The following is a 15262-nucleotide window of genomic DNA, read 5'->3' on the forward strand; positions in this document are numbered from 1 at the left end:
GATCAGGCCGATTGCAGTTGGCCGTGTATCGCTTGCGGCACTTCAACCTGTTTTAGCGTAGTCCCCATCCCTGCACGCAGCAGGAGGATTTTCAGGTGGTCGGTAATACGCTCGACCCGGTCCTGGAAGTGGTTGTGGAAAATCATGCTGCCCAACGCGACGGCGATCCCAAGCGCCGTGGCGTACAGCGCAGTCCCAATGCCTTTGGAGACTTCACCGGGGTCCGAAACGCCGGTCTCGGCCAATGCCTTGAAGGTGTCGATGATCCCCAGAATCGTCCCCAGCAACCCCAGCAATGGCGCTGCGGTAACCACGGTTTCGAGCAACCACAAACCGTGCATCAGCTTGCTGCGGGTAGAAATGTAGATCGACTCACTGAGGTCTTCCAGATCCTTGTGCGTCGCCAGCCCTTGTTTGTGCGCAAACAGCGTTTCAAGCATTTCCAGTGGCAGGCTGTTGCGCTGGCACAACGCGGCGGGAAGGTCCTCGACAGCGTGCATGGTCGGGTTTAGCACTGCTTCGAGTTTTTTCGCCTGCCGCAGGCTGAAGCTGAAGTAAATTCCGCGTTCGACGGCGATGAAAGCGGCAATCGCAGCCGCGCCGTACAGGGTGTAGAAGGTAATGTCGTGCAGCAGATTCATGTCCATCGGTAAACCCTCGGGTCAGAACGAATTCAGCGAAATCAGAAAGCCGCTTCCAGCGAAACCACGGCCGTGCGTTCTTCGCCGACGTTGTAGTACGCGGTACTTGGGGCCAGGCCATTGGTGGGTTGCGAGTTGAACGACACGGTGCGCACCGAGGCCAGGTATTCCTTGTCGAATACGTTGAGCATCGAGAAGCGCAGGGTCGCCTTCTTGAACACCTTCTTATCGACTGGCAGGTACACGCCGGCATTGAGGTCGACCACAGTGCGCCCGGCGATCTTCTCGTCGTTGGTCAAATCGCCGTAGTAACTGCCCACGTACTTGCCCGCGACGTTGCCGTAGAAGCGGTTGTCGTCATAACCCAGGCTGAGGTTGAGCATGTTTTGCGGCACGTTGGTCAGCTGCTTGCCGGAGGTTGGCAGCAACACGCCCTTGTTCTTGAAGTCGTCCTGCTGCTCGGAACGGGTGTAGGTGTACGAGGCGTAATAGTTAAAGTTGTGCGGCAGTAAACCACTCCACTCCAGCTCCAGGCCTTTGTTGGTCACCTCACCGACGTTGGCCACGACAAAGTCGCCATTGAGGTCGGTAGTCGACAGCTGCCGATCCTTGAAGGTGATGTAGAACAGGCTCGCACTGAGCGCCATGGCCTCTTCGCTGTAACGCCAACCCAACTCCTGGTTCCAGCTCAACTCGGGTTTCAGGCTGATGGAGTCGCCCTTGTTGTACAGCACGTAATTGGGTGGGGTGCGCATGTTGCGGGTGACGTTATAGAACGTCTGGTTGCGCGCATCGATCTGGTACTTGGCGCTGAAGCTGGGCAGGAACTCGTGGTAGCGGGCGTCCTTCTTTTCCGGCTTGTCGGTCAGGCTGCCAAGGTTGTCGCCTTCACGCTCGACGTACTGATACGCCAGTGCACCGGTCAACGTCAGGTCCGGCGTGGCGAGCCAGGTGTCCTGAATCCACAGTTTTTGTGCCGGGGTCACGGTGTATTGATGGCGGCCCTGAACGGTCTTGCCGTTTCGGTCGACCAATTGATTGGACGCACCGTAGTCGCCCCATATATCCACCGGACTGCCACCGGGATCGATCGCGATATACGGCTGGGTCTGGCGTTGGCGAGCGCGTTCGTACCAGTAGCCAACGTCCAGGCTGTGCTCATCGTTGATGTCCCATTTGAGTTTGCTGGTCATGCCGGGGCGCCAGGTCTCGGTCCAGGACGGTCGGTAGTAGGTATTGGCACCCAGCCCTGTGAGGTCAAAGTTACCGGCCTTGTCCGAGGTGCTGGAGAGTGCCGTGGAGGTCTGGCTGCTGTAGCTGCCGCCGCTGGACCAGACGTAATACGGGTTGAATGTCAGGCTCAGGTCATCGCGCAGTTGAAAGCGCTGAGTGACCGAAGACGTCACGCTTTCAAAGGGATTGCGATTGAGCTTGAAGGACTGCAACACCTGGCCGGCCTTGTTGTATACGGTGTTTTCGGCGTAATCCAGTCGTCGCCCCTGGTTCTCGAACTGGGCTTTGCTCAGGGTGTTGTAGTTGTAGTTTTCCTGCCGGTTGTATTTGACGATGGCGTTGGTCGAGTTGCCATTGCCGTCCTCGAACAAGGTGTTCCATTCCACCTTGTCAGCCAGCAATGAGCCCTTGCCCCGCCATTTGTCGCCCTCTGTATGCGACGCCGAAACCCAGGTCTTGAAGCCGCCCAGATCACCGGTGTTGATCCGCGCGAAGGTCTTGTGCAGGTTGTTTGAACCCAGGGCCTGTTTGACGAAGACGCCGGGATCTTTCTCCGGGCGAATCGTCACCAGACCGATATTACCGCCACTGGAGCCGATGTGCGGACCGTCAGCCTCGGCGGAGCCCTGAGTGACAAACACTTCGGCGAGGTTTTCCGGATCGCCAAGCAGGTTCGGGTAAATGTTGTAGTCACCCGAATCATTGATCGGGAATCCGTCGGAAGAAAGACCGACCTGATCGGAGTTCATCCCGCGCATAGTGAAACTGGTGCCGCTCAGTCCGGTGGCATCGGTGCTGGAAACGTTGATCCCCGGTGTGTACTTGAGCTTGTCCAGGGCGTTGGCCGTGGGCGCCATTTCGTCCATGGCTTCTTTGGTCACGGTGGAGCGCGATTTGGCACTTTCTTCCTTGATCATATGGCCGTTGCCCAGGGTTTGTTTGCCGGTCACATTCACCGCGCCGACATCTACCGAGTCATCAGCCAGTACCTGCGGCGCAAAGCCGCCCAGGCCCGATGCTAATAGCAGGGCATAGAGTTTATTGATCTTCACGGGTAATCCCTTACATACATCTATCTGTTAGTGGATGGCGGGTTATTCCAGGTTGAAACTATTCAAGGTTGTAACTAAAGGTCGCGGTAAACCGCTGTTTGTCTTTGCCGGAAAACGCATCAGAGGGAAATGGCGAGACTTTCTCCACCCGACGCAAACTGGTTTGCGCCGCCCGATTGAGCAACATGTTCGGTGCCTTGCTTTCGATACCACTGTTCAACACGTTGCCGGCGCGATCGACTTCCAGCCAGATCACCACATCGCCATGCGGGCGTTGCAGTGACGCTTCGCGGCTGCTGGGGTATTGCTTGTGCTTTTCCAGTTCGTTGCGCAGCGCGGTGGTGTACACACTTTCCAGCGCTGCATTGCTCGGCTCCGCGGCCGCTGTTGCAACGGTTGTGGCGGGTTTTGGCGCGGCGGTCGTGATCACCGGAGCCGGTACCGGCGCAGTGCTTTTCGCTATGGCTGCGGTGGCGGCAGGCGCTGGTGCTTGCTTGACCACTACCGGTTTTGGCGCTGGCGGCCGGGGTTTCACCACAGGCTTTGGTTTAGGCGGTTCGATGACCACCGGCTCCACTACTTCGGGCTCGACCAGCGGTGTCTCGGGTTCCGGGGGTGGAGGCTCGGGCGTGGGTTCGACGGCGGCCAGCAACTCGGCCGCATCCATCAGCGCGATTTCTACCGTGCTGTCGTCATACACCGGTTTGATCTGCAAACTCTGCAACTGGCTGGTGTAGATCACGATAACCACCAGGCAAGCCGGCAGCAGGCACGCGATCCATTGGCGAGCTTTATAAAGACTGAACATGGCGTCAGGTCTTGCGCGTAGCAATAGAAACGGAGGAGAAGCCATTGCCCTTGAGCAAATCCATCACCGACACCAGGCGTTTGACTTCAACGCCCTGATCGCTGTTGATGATAATGACCAACTTCTCGGCGCCGTTATTCAGCACTTTAAGTTGCGCTAGCAAGGTACTTTCGTTGATGTCCTGACCGTCGAGTTGCAAGCGCTCGTCGAGGCCAAGAGTAATGATGGCTTTGTTTTGTGGCTTGAGTTGTTGTGCCTGACTGGCGACCGGCAACTGGGTCTTGATGCCCACGGCCGGAATCACGTTCAGGCTGATCAATACGAAGAACACCAACAGAAACATCATCACGTCGATCATCGGAATGATCTCGATGTGAGCTTTTTTCTTGTGGGTAACATCCCAACTGCGCATCGCACCTCTCCCTGTTATTCAATCATCTGAACGATGAATGTGCCCTCCGGCGGTTCCTGACCATTTGCTCAGGAATGCGAAGATCATCCTCGGGAGTTGTATCGTTTTGGTTACAGAAAGGGACTATTGAGATGACCATTGGATGACGCATCGTGAGGGCTCGATATCGCCCTCACCCTCAGCGCAGAATAATCACCCGTCCCAACAGGCTGTGCTGCTCGAACCCCAACACCCCTTGCAGGGAATCGAGCACCGCTTGCGGGTCTTTGCTCGGAAAGCTGCCACTGATCCGTCGCGCGGCCAGGTCGTCGTTGAGCACCACGATCCGCCCCGGGTAATAGCGGTCGAGGTCTTTCACCACATCGGCCAAGGGTGACTTGTAGTAATTGAGCCAGCCCTGACGCCAGGCCAGTTGCGCTTCACTGTCGACGGCGTGGAGTTTTGCTGCGCTGCCAGCGCCATAAGCCACTTGCTGGCCGGCCGTCAGCACCTGCTGCTCGGCGCCCTTGGTCGGCGTCACACCGACGCGTCCAGAAAGTACCGTCACCTGCACGCCCGCCGGTTGCAAGCGCACTTCGAACTGCGTGCCGAGCACCCGCGCCTCGCCTTTTTCGGCATCGACCACAAAGGGCTCGCCGGTATGGCTCACGTTGAAAAAGGCTGCACCGCGGCGCAGCCGAACATGCCGCTCACCGTGGCTGAAATCCACGGCAATGGCGCTGTCGGCATCGAGGATGACTCGGGATTGATCGGCCAAGGTCACGTTGCGCACTTCACCCGGTGCCGAGACGTAGTCCGCCGTTAAATCATCGAACCAACGCGAGGGCTGCCAGCCGGCGCCTATCGAAACCATCAGCAGCAAGCAGGCGGCCATGGCCAAACCGCCAGACCAGCGCCGCACGCCGGAACGTCTGGAGCGCTGCATCGCATTGAGATAACCCTGCAGGGCAAAGGCGTCTTCGTCGGCCAGGGTACGAGCCGGTGCTTCGCTCATTTCCCAGACCACTTGCGCCCGGGCGTAGGCTTCGGCATGCGCCGGATCGGCCTGCAACCAGCGACCGAACGTGGCGTGATCGCCGCTGCTCGGCTGATCCTGCAACAGGCTCAGCCAGGCCAGCGCGACCTGCTCCTGAGCCGGCGTCGGAGTGACATTGACGGTGTGATTCACGGGGCTGTCCCTGGCGTGCGTGATTCAGGTTCTCGCAGACTGGCCTTGCAGGCTTCGAGGGCGCGCATCATATGTTTTTCCACGGCACTTTGGGAAAGCCCCATGGCCTTGGCGATTTCGGCGTACTTGCGCCCGTGGATGCGGTTGAGCAGAAAAATCTGCCGGGTACGTTCGGGCAAACCGCGCAACGCCGCCTCGACATGACGCAGGTCATTGCCAGCTTCCAGCGCCGCTTGCGGCTCGACGCTGAGGTTGTGCTGTTGCTCCGGCAGCCAGCCTTCGTTGAGTCGCACCCGCGCACCTTCGCTGCGTAGATGGTCGATAGCAATGTTGCCGGCGCAGCGCAACAGGTACGTGCTGAGTTCTTCGACTTGCACCAATGGTCGACGCCAGAAACGTAGAAACAGGTCCTGCACCAGATCGGCAGCCGTCGCCCGACAGCCCACGCGCCGACTGACCAACGCTTCCATTTGCGGCCGCTGGGACAAGAATACCCTCAGAAAATACGCGCGACTGTCCGGGCTGTCGGAGCCGTCGATGTTCTGGGATTCGGGTGGAGTATTGATCATCAAAGGCCGACTCAACGTGGTCCATGCCCTACGCAGGGTCAACGGTGCGCCAATATTAATGATAAATATTCTCATGTGCAAAAGACTCTGATCAGAGCCCGCTACTCAGTCGGTCTGAGCTGATTGGCGAATGCAGTGATTTGCGACACGGGAACCAGGCTGCTCCCGTGTGATGGGTGACAACAAGGGTCGATACGCGGGGTCAGGAACAGGCGGTTTTCAACGCGGGGGGATCCAGCTGGTCACGAAACGCCAGGTAGTGCTTGAGCACCTGGATCGGCGCCTCGATTTGCGGGTAATGACCAATTCCGTGTAGCAATACCGTGTCCGGATTGGGGATCAACTGGCGGTAGCGTTCGACCATGTGGGCGCCGGACACCGGGTCGACTTCGCCATCGATCACCCGCATCGCAACGGTGCCCGCTTGCATGGCCTTGACCCACCTGTCCCGCTGTATGCGGCGTTGCGGGATATAGTTGATCAGCTTGTGCATGATCCGCGTGCCACGGTTGTTGTCGATCAGGCTCCAGAAATCATCCAGCTCGCTTTCACTTGGACGGGTCCGGGGACCAAAGATCTGCCGGAAACTCTTGACCAGCCCATCCCGACTGAACGCCCGTCCGATCATCCAGCCCAACGGACTGAGCAACAGTTTTTGCATCAACACCGGCTGATGGGTTTCGGGAAACAGGCCACCGTTGAGGAACACACAACTGCCAATCTCGACACGCGCCTCATTATGTCGGGCCAACAACTCCTGAGCCACGCTGTCACCGTAATCATGCGCCAGCAGGTGCACAGGCTGCCGGACACCCAGATAGTCCAGCAGTGCCTGCTGCAAATCGGCCTGCTCCAACAGGCAATATTCATGGTCCAGTGGCTTGGCCGAGTCACCAAAACCGAGCATGTCGCAGGCGATCACCCGATACCGCTGGGTCAAGGGTTGCCAAAGGTAATGCCAGTCCCAACTGGCGGTGGGGAATCCATGGATCAGCAACAAGGGCTCACCTTGCCCGGCCACCCAATAGCGAATGGTCTGGCCACGGAACACAAAGCTCTGTCCGCGTTTGCGCCAGACGCACAGAGGGATCTCGGAGAGTGGCATTAGAGTCTGAAACCCGGAGCTTGTTGATCGAGTTTACGCAGCAGCGCCGGCCAGGCCAGCGCGCCGCCCATCCCTTGAGCACTTTTGGTCACGCCGGCAATCATCGCCTTGGCGCCTGCAAGGATCTGCGGTTCGATGGCAATCAGTTCAGCCCCGCCGTTCTGCGCCAGCACCTGGATCTCGCAAGCACGCTGGAAGGTGAACATCATCAAGAAGGTATCGGCAATGCTGCTGCCACAGGTCAGTAGCCCGTGGTTGTGCAACATCAGAAAACTGTTTTCACCGAGGTCGGCTTGCAGGCGCGCCTTTTCGTCGTGGTTGAGTGCGACACCTTCATAGGCGTGATACGCCAGGCTGGAGAGCACAAACAGTGATTGCTGGCTGATGGGCAATACGCCCTGCTTCTGCGCGGAAACCGCCACACCGGCCGCCGTGTGGGTATGCAGCACGCACACCACGTCGTGACGCACTTCATGCACGGCGCTGTGAATGGTGTATCCGGCGGGATTGATTTCGTAGGGGCTGTCCATCAGCTTGTTGCCGGCCTGATCGACTTTCACCAGGCTCGACGCGGTCATTTCGTGAAACATCATTCCGAACGGATTGATCAAAAAATCTTCAGTCCCCGGCACTTTGGCGGAGATGTGGGTAAAGATCAGATCGTCCCACCCCTGCAGCGCCACCAGCCGATAGCAGGCCGCCAGATCGACACGGGTTTGCCACTCGGCGGCGCTAACCCGGTCTTGCACATCGGATGTCGATTGAACGGGGGTTACGCTCACGGCAAGGACCTCTGGTTCTTATTATTAATTTCGTAGGGGTAAATGCAGTCTAGTCAGCTGTCGGGGTTCGTGTAGTTGCATTCGCAGCCAGCTTACTGACCCAACGAGTCAGCAAGCCTTCGGCCGCTAAAAGACGTGAGCGATGTCACAACACCCGGATCATTAGCGGCGTCGCAAACAGGTGCATGTGTGCGGTCAGCCGCGTAGCGCGCTGATCAGTTCCGCCAACCAAGGTTCGGCGTCAGTTTCCGGGGTCACGCTTTCGCTGGCGTCCAGGCGCAGCATGGGCAGCACTTCGCGCACGCCCAATTCACCGAGCAGCTCACGCATTTGTTCACCGCCACCACAGAAAGTATCGCCGTAGCTGGCATCCCCCAGGCCAATCACCGCTCCCGGCAAACCGCGCCAGGCAGCGGGCAGTTGATCGCGAATCATCGAATACAGCGGTTGCAGGTTGTCCGGCAACTCGCCCATACCCGTGGTCGAGGTTACGACCAGGAAGGCTTCGGGAGCGAACGCCTGGACATCGGCCAGGGTTGCACGCGGGTTGTGCCAGGTTTCAAAACCTGCAGCCTTGAGAAGGTTGGCCGCATGCCGGGCGACTTCTTCAGCCGTGCCGTACACCGAGCCGGAAAGAATGGCGACTTTCATCAATCTGATCCTGAAGCAGAGTAAAAGACCCGGATATTAACAGCTGAGGCAAAAAAGCTGCGATTGCCTCGCAATTAGGTCTGGTGGCCAGTGGACAGTCCACAGCCATGTCATAGAATGCATCTCGTCATTCGATGCAGAAAGGATTCTCTGATGATCAATGCCCAACTGATGCAATTGGCAATCAACGCTTCGAACGATGGAATCGTCATCGCGGAAAGGGAAGGCGAAGACAACATCCTGATCTACGTTAACCCCGCCTTCGAAAAACTGACCGGCTATAGCGCTGAAGAAATCCTGTATCAGGACTGTCGCTTTCTCCAGTCCGGGGACCGCGACCAGGCTGCACTCAGCCTGATCCGTGAAACGTTGAAGGTTGGAAAATCCTGCCGGGAAATACTGCACAACTATCGCAAGGACGGCACACACTTCTGGAATGAGCTGTCGCTTTCAACCGTCTACAACGAAAATGACAAGCAGACTTACTTTATCGGCGTGCAGAAAGACGTCACCCTTCAGGTCAAGACGCAACAACGGGTTAACCAACTGGAAGCCCAACTAGCCGAAGTTCAAGCGGAACTACAGGCACTCAAAGCGACAAACGGTCAAAACCAGCTGTCGAATTAATGGTCATTAACTACAATCACCAGTGACTTTGTAATTACTTCTTTCGAGCGAACCATGCATCGCGATACCCTCCTGACTCAGGATGAACTGGATTTCATCCAGACCATGCAGCACAACCCGCAGCTCAATGTTCGCGATGCGACGTCGAGCCTGCTGGTGAATGGGGGCTCGCAAATCCGCGATTTATTGACACGCCTGGCGGCCAACGAGCAGGTCACCATCCAGGCACACTTCGAAAATCAGCAAATGACCTTTCCTCTGCACCTGGTGGAGGATGAGTTTCATGCGCTGCATTTGCGCCTGGGCGTACCGAGCATCTACGAGGACGGACCGATGGTTCGCCCCTGGCGCCTGGCGCTTGAAGAACCCGTAGCCCTGGAGAACGCCAAAGGCCAACCCGGCACGCTATGGGTGCACGAAGTGTCGTTCAAGGGAGTCTTGCTGGAGGTACGCAACCGTACCAAGCCACCGAAAAGTTTCGCACTGTGGTTCAGCCCTTCAGGCTACGAACGCATTGCATTGCGCGGGGCTTTCGAGCGAGAAACCGAACAGGGCTATTACGCCTATCGGCTCAACCAAAGCGACAAGGATGAAACCGAACGCCTGCGTCAGTACATTCTCCAGCAGCATCGCCTGACACATCCCGCGCTGCACATCTGAGCCTCAGGTATCGAGCGTTCCCGCGAGGAACTGCTGCAAACGTTGCTGCATCAGTCCCCCTTCACTTCCAATACAGCCAATCGACGATCCGACCAGGCTCTCCTGTGCCAGATCCGCCGAATCACCAGCGAGCATCAGACGGCAATCCAGGCCCATCGCCAAGCGATTCAGACGACGGATAAAGTCAGGTGTAGGCGATTGATTGGAGAACAGCACCAGCGCGTGCGGCTTGATCTTTTCACAGACCAGAGTCAGTTCATCAAAGGGCTGCCCCAGTGCCAACAGCCTGATTCCCACCTGCACACTGCCCATATACAAAGCCGCCAAGAGCAACTCAAGCTTGCGGCACTGCCCATCAATAGCAGAAACGACTACCCGCAACGGCTGCGTCCCCCGCAACAAAAATAAACGCTGAAGAACCCTGGTACGTAGAAACCCGTCCAGCATCACCCACTCGCTGGTTTCTCCGAACAGATCGTGTTGCTGGAGTAACTGTATCCACAGCGGCATCAAAATGTGCTGGAACACCACGGTCAGGGAATACGTGGAAAATACCTGCCCATAAATCCGGCCCAATTCCACATCGTCGAAATGATTGAGCGCCGCTTTGATCTGTGTTTGCCATTGAACATAGTCAGCCTGAACTGACTCGTCCGCAATGATACTGGGCGATGCTTGGACTTCGCTGATCTTCGCCAGAATCCTGCCCACCTTGCTGACTGCCACACCCCGTCCGATCCAGCCAAGAATGCTCTGAACCCGTTCAATATCGGTCATGGAGTACAGCCGATGCCCACTTTCGGTGCGTGCTGGTTGAATCAAACCATAGCGCCGCTCCCAGGCACGCAAGGTCACCGGATTGACGCCCGTCAGGCGTGACACTTCACGAATAGGGAACAGCTGCTCCTGCTTTATCAAGAGCGGAGGCGGGTGAGGCATAGCCGTAATAGCCATTACTAGGACGTCCGTGTCAGATTGGATCCCATTTAGCCCTGATCGGTCTTCTACATTCAAGAGGGGCTTATTCGACCAACATCTTTGGAGTATCGAGTGAAATCGGGAATAATCCTTGCTTGCTTTTAAACGCAGCCCTTTACCCCGGTGCTGCGTTTTGTACGCCTCCTACCCGGAACCGCGTGCTTGTCCTACGGAGATACACAATGTCTACCTCACCCGTCACCCTGATGGTTGCACGTCGCGTTGCCAACGGGCGTTATCAGGACCTGATCGCCTGGTTGCGCGAAGGCGAACAACTGGCCACTGATTTTCCTGGTTATCTCGGCTCTGGCGTGCTTGCACCGCCGCCCGGCGATGACGAATTCCAGATTATTTTCCGCTTCGCCGATGAGCAAACCCTGCATGCGTGGGAGCATTCCGTCTCGCGCACGGCGTGGCTGGCACGTGGCAGCGAGTTGTTTGCCCACCCTTCCGAGCATCGGGTCAGCGGCATCGACGGTTGGTTCGGTGCAGTCGGGCAACGTCCACCTCGCTGGAAACAGGCCGTGGCGATCTGGCTGGCATTTTTCCCGGTCTCGCTACTGTTCAACTTTGTACTCGGCCCGCTGCTGGGCGACATAAGCCTGCTGCCCCGAGTGTTCGTCAGCACCCTGGCCCTGACGCCTTTGATGGTCTACTTCTTCATCCCGCTGTCGACCCACCTGCTGGCCGGCTGGTTGAACAACACACAGGGGCGGCCATTGCCCACGGCACCGTCCACCCAGAATCGCTAGCCCTCCTGTAGGAGCAAGGCTTGCCCGCGATAAACGATAACTCGTTGTAACAGATAGACCAGGTCGCCTTCATCGCGGGTAAGCCTTGCTCCTACAGGGGTAGCGCTTGACGTAGGTATGCAGCACTCGTCGCTGGTATAGTTTTGCCATACCCGCGATGCGAGCCATCCATGACCTCTTCCTCAGCTCCGATCCTCATTACCGGCGCCAGCCAACGTGTCGGCCTGCACTGCGCGCAGCGGCTGCTGGAAGAAGGTCACCGCGTGATCATCAGCTACCGCAGCGAACGCCCGGGCGTGCAAACACTGCGCGACCTAGGCGCGATTACACTGTTTGCCGACTTCTCCAGCGAGGCCGGAATCCTGGCGTTTATCACGCAACTCAAAGCCCATACCCAGAGCTTGCGGGCGATTGTGCATAACGCTTCTGCCTGGCTGGCCGAAACCCCTGACACCGAAGTGGCTGCGTTCACCCAGATGTTCAGCGTGCACATGCTTGCGCCCTATCTGATCAACCTGCATTGTGCCGACTTGCTGGAGCGCTCCAGCCCCGCCGACATCGTGCATATCAGCGACGATGTCACGCGCAAGGGCAGCAGCAAGCACATTGCCTACTGCGCCACCAAAGCCGGGCTCGACAGCCTGACCTTGTCCTTCGCGGCGAAATTCGCCCCGAAAATCAAGGTCAACGGTATCGCGCCAGCCCTGCTACTGTTTAACCCCGACGACGACGCGGCGTACCGCGCCAAGGCCCTGGCCAAGTCTGCGCTGGGTATCGAACCCGGCAGCGAGGTTGTCTACCAGAGCCTGCGCTACTTGCTGGACAACCCTTATGTCACCGGCACGACCCTGACCGTCAACGGCGGACGGCACGTCAAATAGGCCGCCCCCCGCGAGGATGTTCCATGACCCTATCGCTGCCCCAGAATTATCGTGAAATCTTAATAGGCTTGGGCGAAGACCCTGAACGCGAAGGTTTGCTGGACACTCCGGCCCGAGCGGCCAAGGCCATGCAGTACCTGTGTCATGGTTACGAGCAGAGCGTCGACGAGATCGTCAATGGCGCGCTGTTCGCCTCTGACAACGATGAAATGGTGATCGTCGACGACATCGAGCTCTACTCGCTCTGCGAACATCACCTGCTGCCCTTCATCGGCAAGGCCCATGTGGCTTATATTCCTACCGGCAAGGTGTTGGGCCTGTCGAAGATCGCGCGAATCGTCGACATGTTCGCCCGGCGCTTGCAGATCCAGGAAAACCTCACCCGGGAAATCGCCGAGGCGGTGCAGCGCGTCACCCAGGCCGCCGGTGTTGCGGTAGTGATCGAAGCCCAGCACATGTGCATGATGATGCGCGGCGTCGAGAAACAGAATTCGACCATGAACACCTCGGTGATGCTCGGCGCCTTCCGCGAGTCGAGCAACACCCGTCAGGAGTTCCTGCAATTGATTGGACGGAGCAAGTAGCAATGCCACAACTTCAACCAGGAATGGCCCGCATTCGGGTCAAGGACCTGTGTCTACGGACCTTCATCGGAATCAATGAGGACGAAATCCTCAACAAGCAGGATGTGCTGATCAACCTGACCATCCTCTATGCCGCGCAAGACGCCGTGCGCGACAACGATATCGATCATGCGCTCAATTACCGCACCATTACCAAGGCGATCATCGCCCATGTGGAAGGCAACCGGTTCGCCCTGCTCGAACGCCTGACCCAGGAGATACTCGATCTGATCATGGCCAACCAAAGCGTGCTTTACGCCGAAGTCGAAGTCGACAAACCCCACGCCCTGCGTTTCGCCGAGTCGGTATCGATTACCCTCGCCGCGAGTCGCTGACCGTGCCTGGCGCATAAACCGCCAGGCTTTTATTATCCGCGCCACGATTTGATAGCACCGAGCCCATCATGACCGAACAACAACGCCTGGAACTTGAAGCTGCTGCCTTCCGCCGACTGGTCGCGCACCTGGACAGTCGCAAGGATGTGCAGAACATCGACCTGATGAACCTTTCGGGTTTCTGCCGCAACTGCCTGTCCAAGTGGTACAAGGCCGCCGCCGACGAACGCCAGATCGAGGTCAGCCTCGATGACGCCCGCGAAGTGGTTTACGGCATGCCGTACGCCGAGTGGAAAGCCCAATACCAGCAAGAAGCCAGCGCCGACCAGCAAGCGGCGTTCGCCAAAGGAAAAACCCATGATTAGGCACTTGCCAGTCGTTGGTAACAGGTTAGCTTTACAAACAAGGAGTTAAACAGCTTCAGACGCTATGGCTTAAGCCTCTGACTCTGACTCTATTCGATAAGGATTTTCGATTCATCAGAGTCGGGCTGGCTGATGGAGCTTGTTTGGGCTACCGAAGATCTGGTGATTGCCGGGCGTCCGTATAGCGGCTTTCCGATCCTGCTTTGGGACACGATGGAAAGTGGTGTTCCTTCGCTACCTTCTGCACGGGGTCATAGGGTCAATGAAGTCCTGGCCAAGTACTGGCCGTGCTCTGTAAGACTTCTTCAGCTTCCTCCAGGCGCATGACATCGATTGGCGCGACGTTGACCGTGGCGAGGCCAAGAGCATTTGATCAACGAACTGATCAACGGCTATCTCGGCCACATGGCTGACCAAGGGGGGCTACTACCTCCCGGAGACGCATCCATGACTGTACAAAGTCCGTGCTTCAGGCGCTCGGCCGGCGTGGTCTGACTATCCTGATCATCACTGGTGACGCAGCCACCTTCCCACGCAGCCCTTTCCCGAACAGCAACCGAAAGACAACGGGCGAAACACCGCTATCGAAAGCCCAGCGCCAATCGTTCGCGGATGCGTTTCAACACTCTGGCTGGCAAGAGGCCCCTGACACCAACCCTTGGTCGCAGGTATAGTGATTTTATAACGCTCATTCACCGAGCAGAGATACCGTCGTCCTCTTGGGTGCCGAATTCATGGATCGAACCGAACTGGCACCAGCCACCGACTGGGTCGTGCGAAACGCTCAACCAGGGCGAGTTGAGCGAATCGAAGCCTGGTTCGGCGGTCATGGCTACGATCCGCACCGCCACGATACCTACTCCATTGGTCGAACACTCTCGGGCGTGCAGAGTTTTCACTACAAGGGCGCACTGCGCCACGGTTTGCCGGGAAACACGCTAATACTGCACCCGGATGAACTGCATGACGGCATGGCGGGAACAGAGGCGGGTTTCCGCTATCGTATGGCCTATGTTGATCCGGCCCTGATTCAGCAAGTACTGGGTGGTGAACCATTGCCATACATTGTCGGCGGGCTGTCGAACGACCCTCGCCTGTATCAGGCCAGTGAATCTTTTGTGCAGGCAATGGATCATCCTCTCGACGCGCTGGAAGAACAGGACGCACTGTTTGATCTGGCAACTGCATTACGGGCGGTCGCAGGTAAACCGCGCGGGCGCAAGCGCCTGGATTACCGGGCTACCGAGCGGGCAAGGGAATTCATCATGGCTCATCTTCACCTGAGCATTACCCTGGAGATGCTTGAGCACATTAGCGGGCGCGAACGCTGGAGCCTCTCCCGAGACTTCAGGGTCTTGTATGGCACCAGTCCTTACCGGTTCGTGACCTTGCGTCGTCTGGATCAATTCCGCGCATTGATCCTGGATGGATTCACGCTGGTGGATGCCGCTCTTGCGGCCGGCTTCCATGACCAGAGCCATATGACACGGCACTTCACTCGTTGTTATGGCGTCCCCCCATCGTCTTGGCTAGAACGCATCCGAGCACACCGTCAACTTGCAGGATCGTACAAGAATGCCTCAGCGCTCCTTCGCTAGGCTGACGACTCCCGTTTGATAG

The 15262-nt window shown here is 57.6% G+C and carries 18 protein-coding genes; 8 read left to right on the forward strand and 10 right to left on the reverse strand.

The genetic code is table 11. The features are described from left to right. Positions 1-2 precede the first annotated feature (2 nt). The 9 genes from AO353_RS04890 to AO353_RS04930 all read right to left on the reverse strand — a co-directional run bounded on the left by AO353_RS04890 (position 3) and on the right by AO353_RS04930 (position 8421). Entirely contained in the window at positions 3-647 is a 645-nt protein-coding gene (locus AO353_RS04890) for a MotA/TolQ/ExbB proton channel family protein (protein WP_054593943.1), read from the reverse strand. A gap of 35 nt (positions 648-682) precedes the next feature. After that, complete coding sequence (locus AO353_RS04895; protein WP_054593944.1) at positions 683-2926, reverse strand: TonB-dependent receptor family protein; 2244 nt, start codon at positions 2924-2926, stop codon at positions 683-685. 58 nt (positions 2927-2984) lie between these two features. Next, the gene (locus AO353_RS04900) at positions 2985-3734 is read right to left on the reverse strand and encodes an energy transducer TonB family protein (protein ID WP_054593945.1); all 750 of its coding nucleotides are present in this window, start codon (positions 3732-3734) and stop codon (positions 2985-2987) included. Between the two features lie 4 nt (positions 3735-3738). Further along, positions 3739-4146 carry an ExbD/TolR family protein gene (locus tag AO353_RS04905; protein WP_054593946.1) on the reverse strand — a complete coding sequence of 136 codons (408 nt, stop codon included), beginning with the start codon at positions 4144-4146 and terminating at the stop codon, positions 3739-3741. A 178-nt stretch (positions 4147-4324) separates the two neighbouring features. Continuing rightward, positions 4325-5314: a FecR family protein gene (locus AO353_RS04910; RefSeq protein ID WP_054593947.1), complete on the reverse strand. Its 990-nt coding sequence runs from the start codon at positions 5312-5314 to the stop codon at positions 4325-4327. After that, positions 5311-5886 carry an RNA polymerase sigma factor gene (locus AO353_RS04915; protein WP_173860022.1) on the reverse strand — a complete coding sequence of 192 codons (576 nt, stop codon included), beginning with the start codon at positions 5884-5886 and terminating at the stop codon, positions 5311-5313. The genes AO353_RS04910 and AO353_RS04915 overlap by 4 nt, the downstream gene beginning before the upstream one ends. Positions 5887-6085: 199 nt before the next feature. Continuing rightward, complete coding sequence (locus AO353_RS04920) at positions 6086-6988, reverse strand: alpha/beta fold hydrolase (protein WP_054593949.1); 903 nt, start codon at positions 6986-6988, stop codon at positions 6086-6088. Next, positions 6988-7770 (reverse strand): class II aldolase/adducin family protein, encoded by a 783-nt coding sequence (locus tag AO353_RS04925; protein WP_054593950.1) that lies wholly within the window; start codon positions 7768-7770, stop codon positions 6988-6990. Before AO353_RS04925 ends, AO353_RS04920 begins: the two co-directional genes overlap by 1 nt. 195 nt (positions 7771-7965) lie before the next feature. After that, entirely contained in the window at positions 7966-8421 is a 456-nt protein-coding gene (locus tag AO353_RS04930; RefSeq protein WP_054593951.1) for a flavodoxin, read from the reverse strand. A 153-nt stretch (positions 8422-8574) separates the two neighbouring features. Here AO353_RS04930 and AO353_RS04935 point away from each other — a divergent pair, with 153 nt between their 5' ends. Beyond that, positions 8575-9048, forward strand: a complete 474-nt coding sequence (locus AO353_RS04935; protein WP_054593952.1) for a PAS domain-containing protein — start codon at positions 8575-8577, stop codon at positions 9046-9048. 54 nt (positions 9049-9102) lie between these two features. Beyond that, complete coding sequence (locus AO353_RS04940; RefSeq protein ID WP_054593953.1) at positions 9103-9708, forward strand: hypothetical protein; 606 nt, start codon at positions 9103-9105, stop codon at positions 9706-9708. A 3-nt stretch (positions 9709-9711) separates the two neighbouring features. On the opposite strand, the gene AO353_RS04945 is transcribed toward AO353_RS04940, so the two are convergent. Further along, on the reverse strand, positions 9712-10662 hold the full coding sequence (locus AO353_RS04945) for a MerR family transcriptional regulator (protein ID WP_054593954.1): 951 nt from the start codon (positions 10660-10662) through the stop codon (positions 9712-9714). Positions 10663-10868: 206 nt separating this feature from the next. Between AO353_RS04945 and AO353_RS04950 the strand changes: the two genes are divergently transcribed. The 6 genes from AO353_RS04950 to AO353_RS04975 all read left to right on the forward strand — a co-directional run bounded on the left by AO353_RS04950 (position 10869) and on the right by AO353_RS04975 (position 15240). Continuing rightward, complete coding sequence (locus tag AO353_RS04950; protein WP_054593955.1) at positions 10869-11438, forward strand: antibiotic biosynthesis monooxygenase; 570 nt, start codon at positions 10869-10871, stop codon at positions 11436-11438. A gap of 170 nt (positions 11439-11608) precedes the next feature. After that, complete coding sequence (gene folM / locus AO353_RS04955) at positions 11609-12319, forward strand: dihydromonapterin reductase (protein WP_054593956.1); 711 nt, start codon at positions 11609-11611, stop codon at positions 12317-12319. 23 nt (positions 12320-12342) lie between these two features. Next, on the forward strand, positions 12343-12903 hold the full coding sequence (folE, locus tag AO353_RS04960; protein WP_054593957.1) for a GTP cyclohydrolase I FolE: 561 nt from the start codon (positions 12343-12345) through the stop codon (positions 12901-12903). Positions 12904-12905: 2 nt separating this feature from the next. Continuing rightward, complete coding sequence (folX, locus tag AO353_RS04965; protein ID WP_054593958.1) at positions 12906-13277, forward strand: dihydroneopterin triphosphate 2'-epimerase; 372 nt, start codon at positions 12906-12908, stop codon at positions 13275-13277. A 68-nt stretch (positions 13278-13345) separates the two neighbouring features. After that, the gene (locus AO353_RS04970; protein ID WP_054593959.1) at positions 13346-13642 is read left to right on the forward strand and encodes a DUF1244 domain-containing protein; all 297 of its coding nucleotides are present in this window, start codon (positions 13346-13348) and stop codon (positions 13640-13642) included. A 734-nt stretch (positions 13643-14376) separates the two neighbouring features. Then, entirely contained in the window at positions 14377-15240 is an 864-nt protein-coding gene (locus AO353_RS04975) for an AraC family transcriptional regulator (protein WP_054598174.1), read from the forward strand. Positions 15241-15262 lie beyond the last annotated feature (22 nt).

The sequence above is a fragment of the Pseudomonas fluorescens genome, assembly GCF_001307155.1.
Taxonomy (GTDB): Bacteria; Pseudomonadota; Gammaproteobacteria; order Pseudomonadales; family Pseudomonadaceae; genus Aquipseudomonas; species Aquipseudomonas helvetica.

Excerpts from the sequence above, each read along its gene's own strand:
- AO353_RS04970 (WP_054593959.1), top strand. The coding sequence starts at position 13,346 with ATGACCGAACAACAACGCCTGGAACTTGAAGCTGCTGCCTTCCGCCGA.
- AO353_RS04940 (WP_054593953.1), top strand. The coding sequence starts at position 9,103 with ATGCATCGCGATACCCTCCTGACTCAGGATGAACTGGATTTCATCCAG.
- AO353_RS04945 (WP_054593954.1), bottom strand. The coding sequence starts at position 10,662 with ATGGCTATTACGGCTATGCCTCACCCGCCTCCGCTCTTGATAAAGCAG.
- folE (WP_054593957.1), top strand. The coding sequence starts at position 12,343 with ATGACCCTATCGCTGCCCCAGAATTATCGTGAAATCTTAATAGGCTTG.
- AO353_RS04975 (WP_054598174.1), top strand. The coding sequence starts at position 14,377 with ATGGATCGAACCGAACTGGCACCAGCCACCGACTGGGTCGTGCGAAAC.
- folX (WP_054593958.1), top strand. The coding sequence starts at position 12,906 with ATGCCACAACTTCAACCAGGAATGGCCCGCATTCGGGTCAAGGACCTG.
- AO353_RS04920 (WP_054593949.1), bottom strand. The coding sequence starts at position 6,988 with ATGCCACTCTCCGAGATCCCTCTGTGCGTCTGGCGCAAACGCGGACAG.
- AO353_RS04900 (WP_054593945.1), bottom strand. The coding sequence starts at position 3,734 with ATGTTCAGTCTTTATAAAGCTCGCCAATGGATCGCGTGCCTGCTGCCG.
- AO353_RS04935 (WP_054593952.1), top strand. The coding sequence starts at position 8,575 with ATGATCAATGCCCAACTGATGCAATTGGCAATCAACGCTTCGAACGAT.
- AO353_RS04950 (WP_054593955.1), top strand. The coding sequence starts at position 10,869 with ATGTCTACCTCACCCGTCACCCTGATGGTTGCACGTCGCGTTGCCAAC.
- AO353_RS04905 (WP_054593946.1), bottom strand. The coding sequence starts at position 4,146 with ATGCGCAGTTGGGATGTTACCCACAAGAAAAAAGCTCACATCGAGATC.
- folM (WP_054593956.1), top strand. The coding sequence starts at position 11,609 with ATGACCTCTTCCTCAGCTCCGATCCTCATTACCGGCGCCAGCCAACGT.
- AO353_RS04930 (WP_054593951.1), bottom strand. The coding sequence starts at position 8,421 with ATGAAAGTCGCCATTCTTTCCGGCTCGGTGTACGGCACGGCTGAAGAA.
- AO353_RS04890 (WP_054593943.1), bottom strand. The coding sequence starts at position 647 with ATGGACATGAATCTGCTGCACGACATTACCTTCTACACCCTGTACGGC.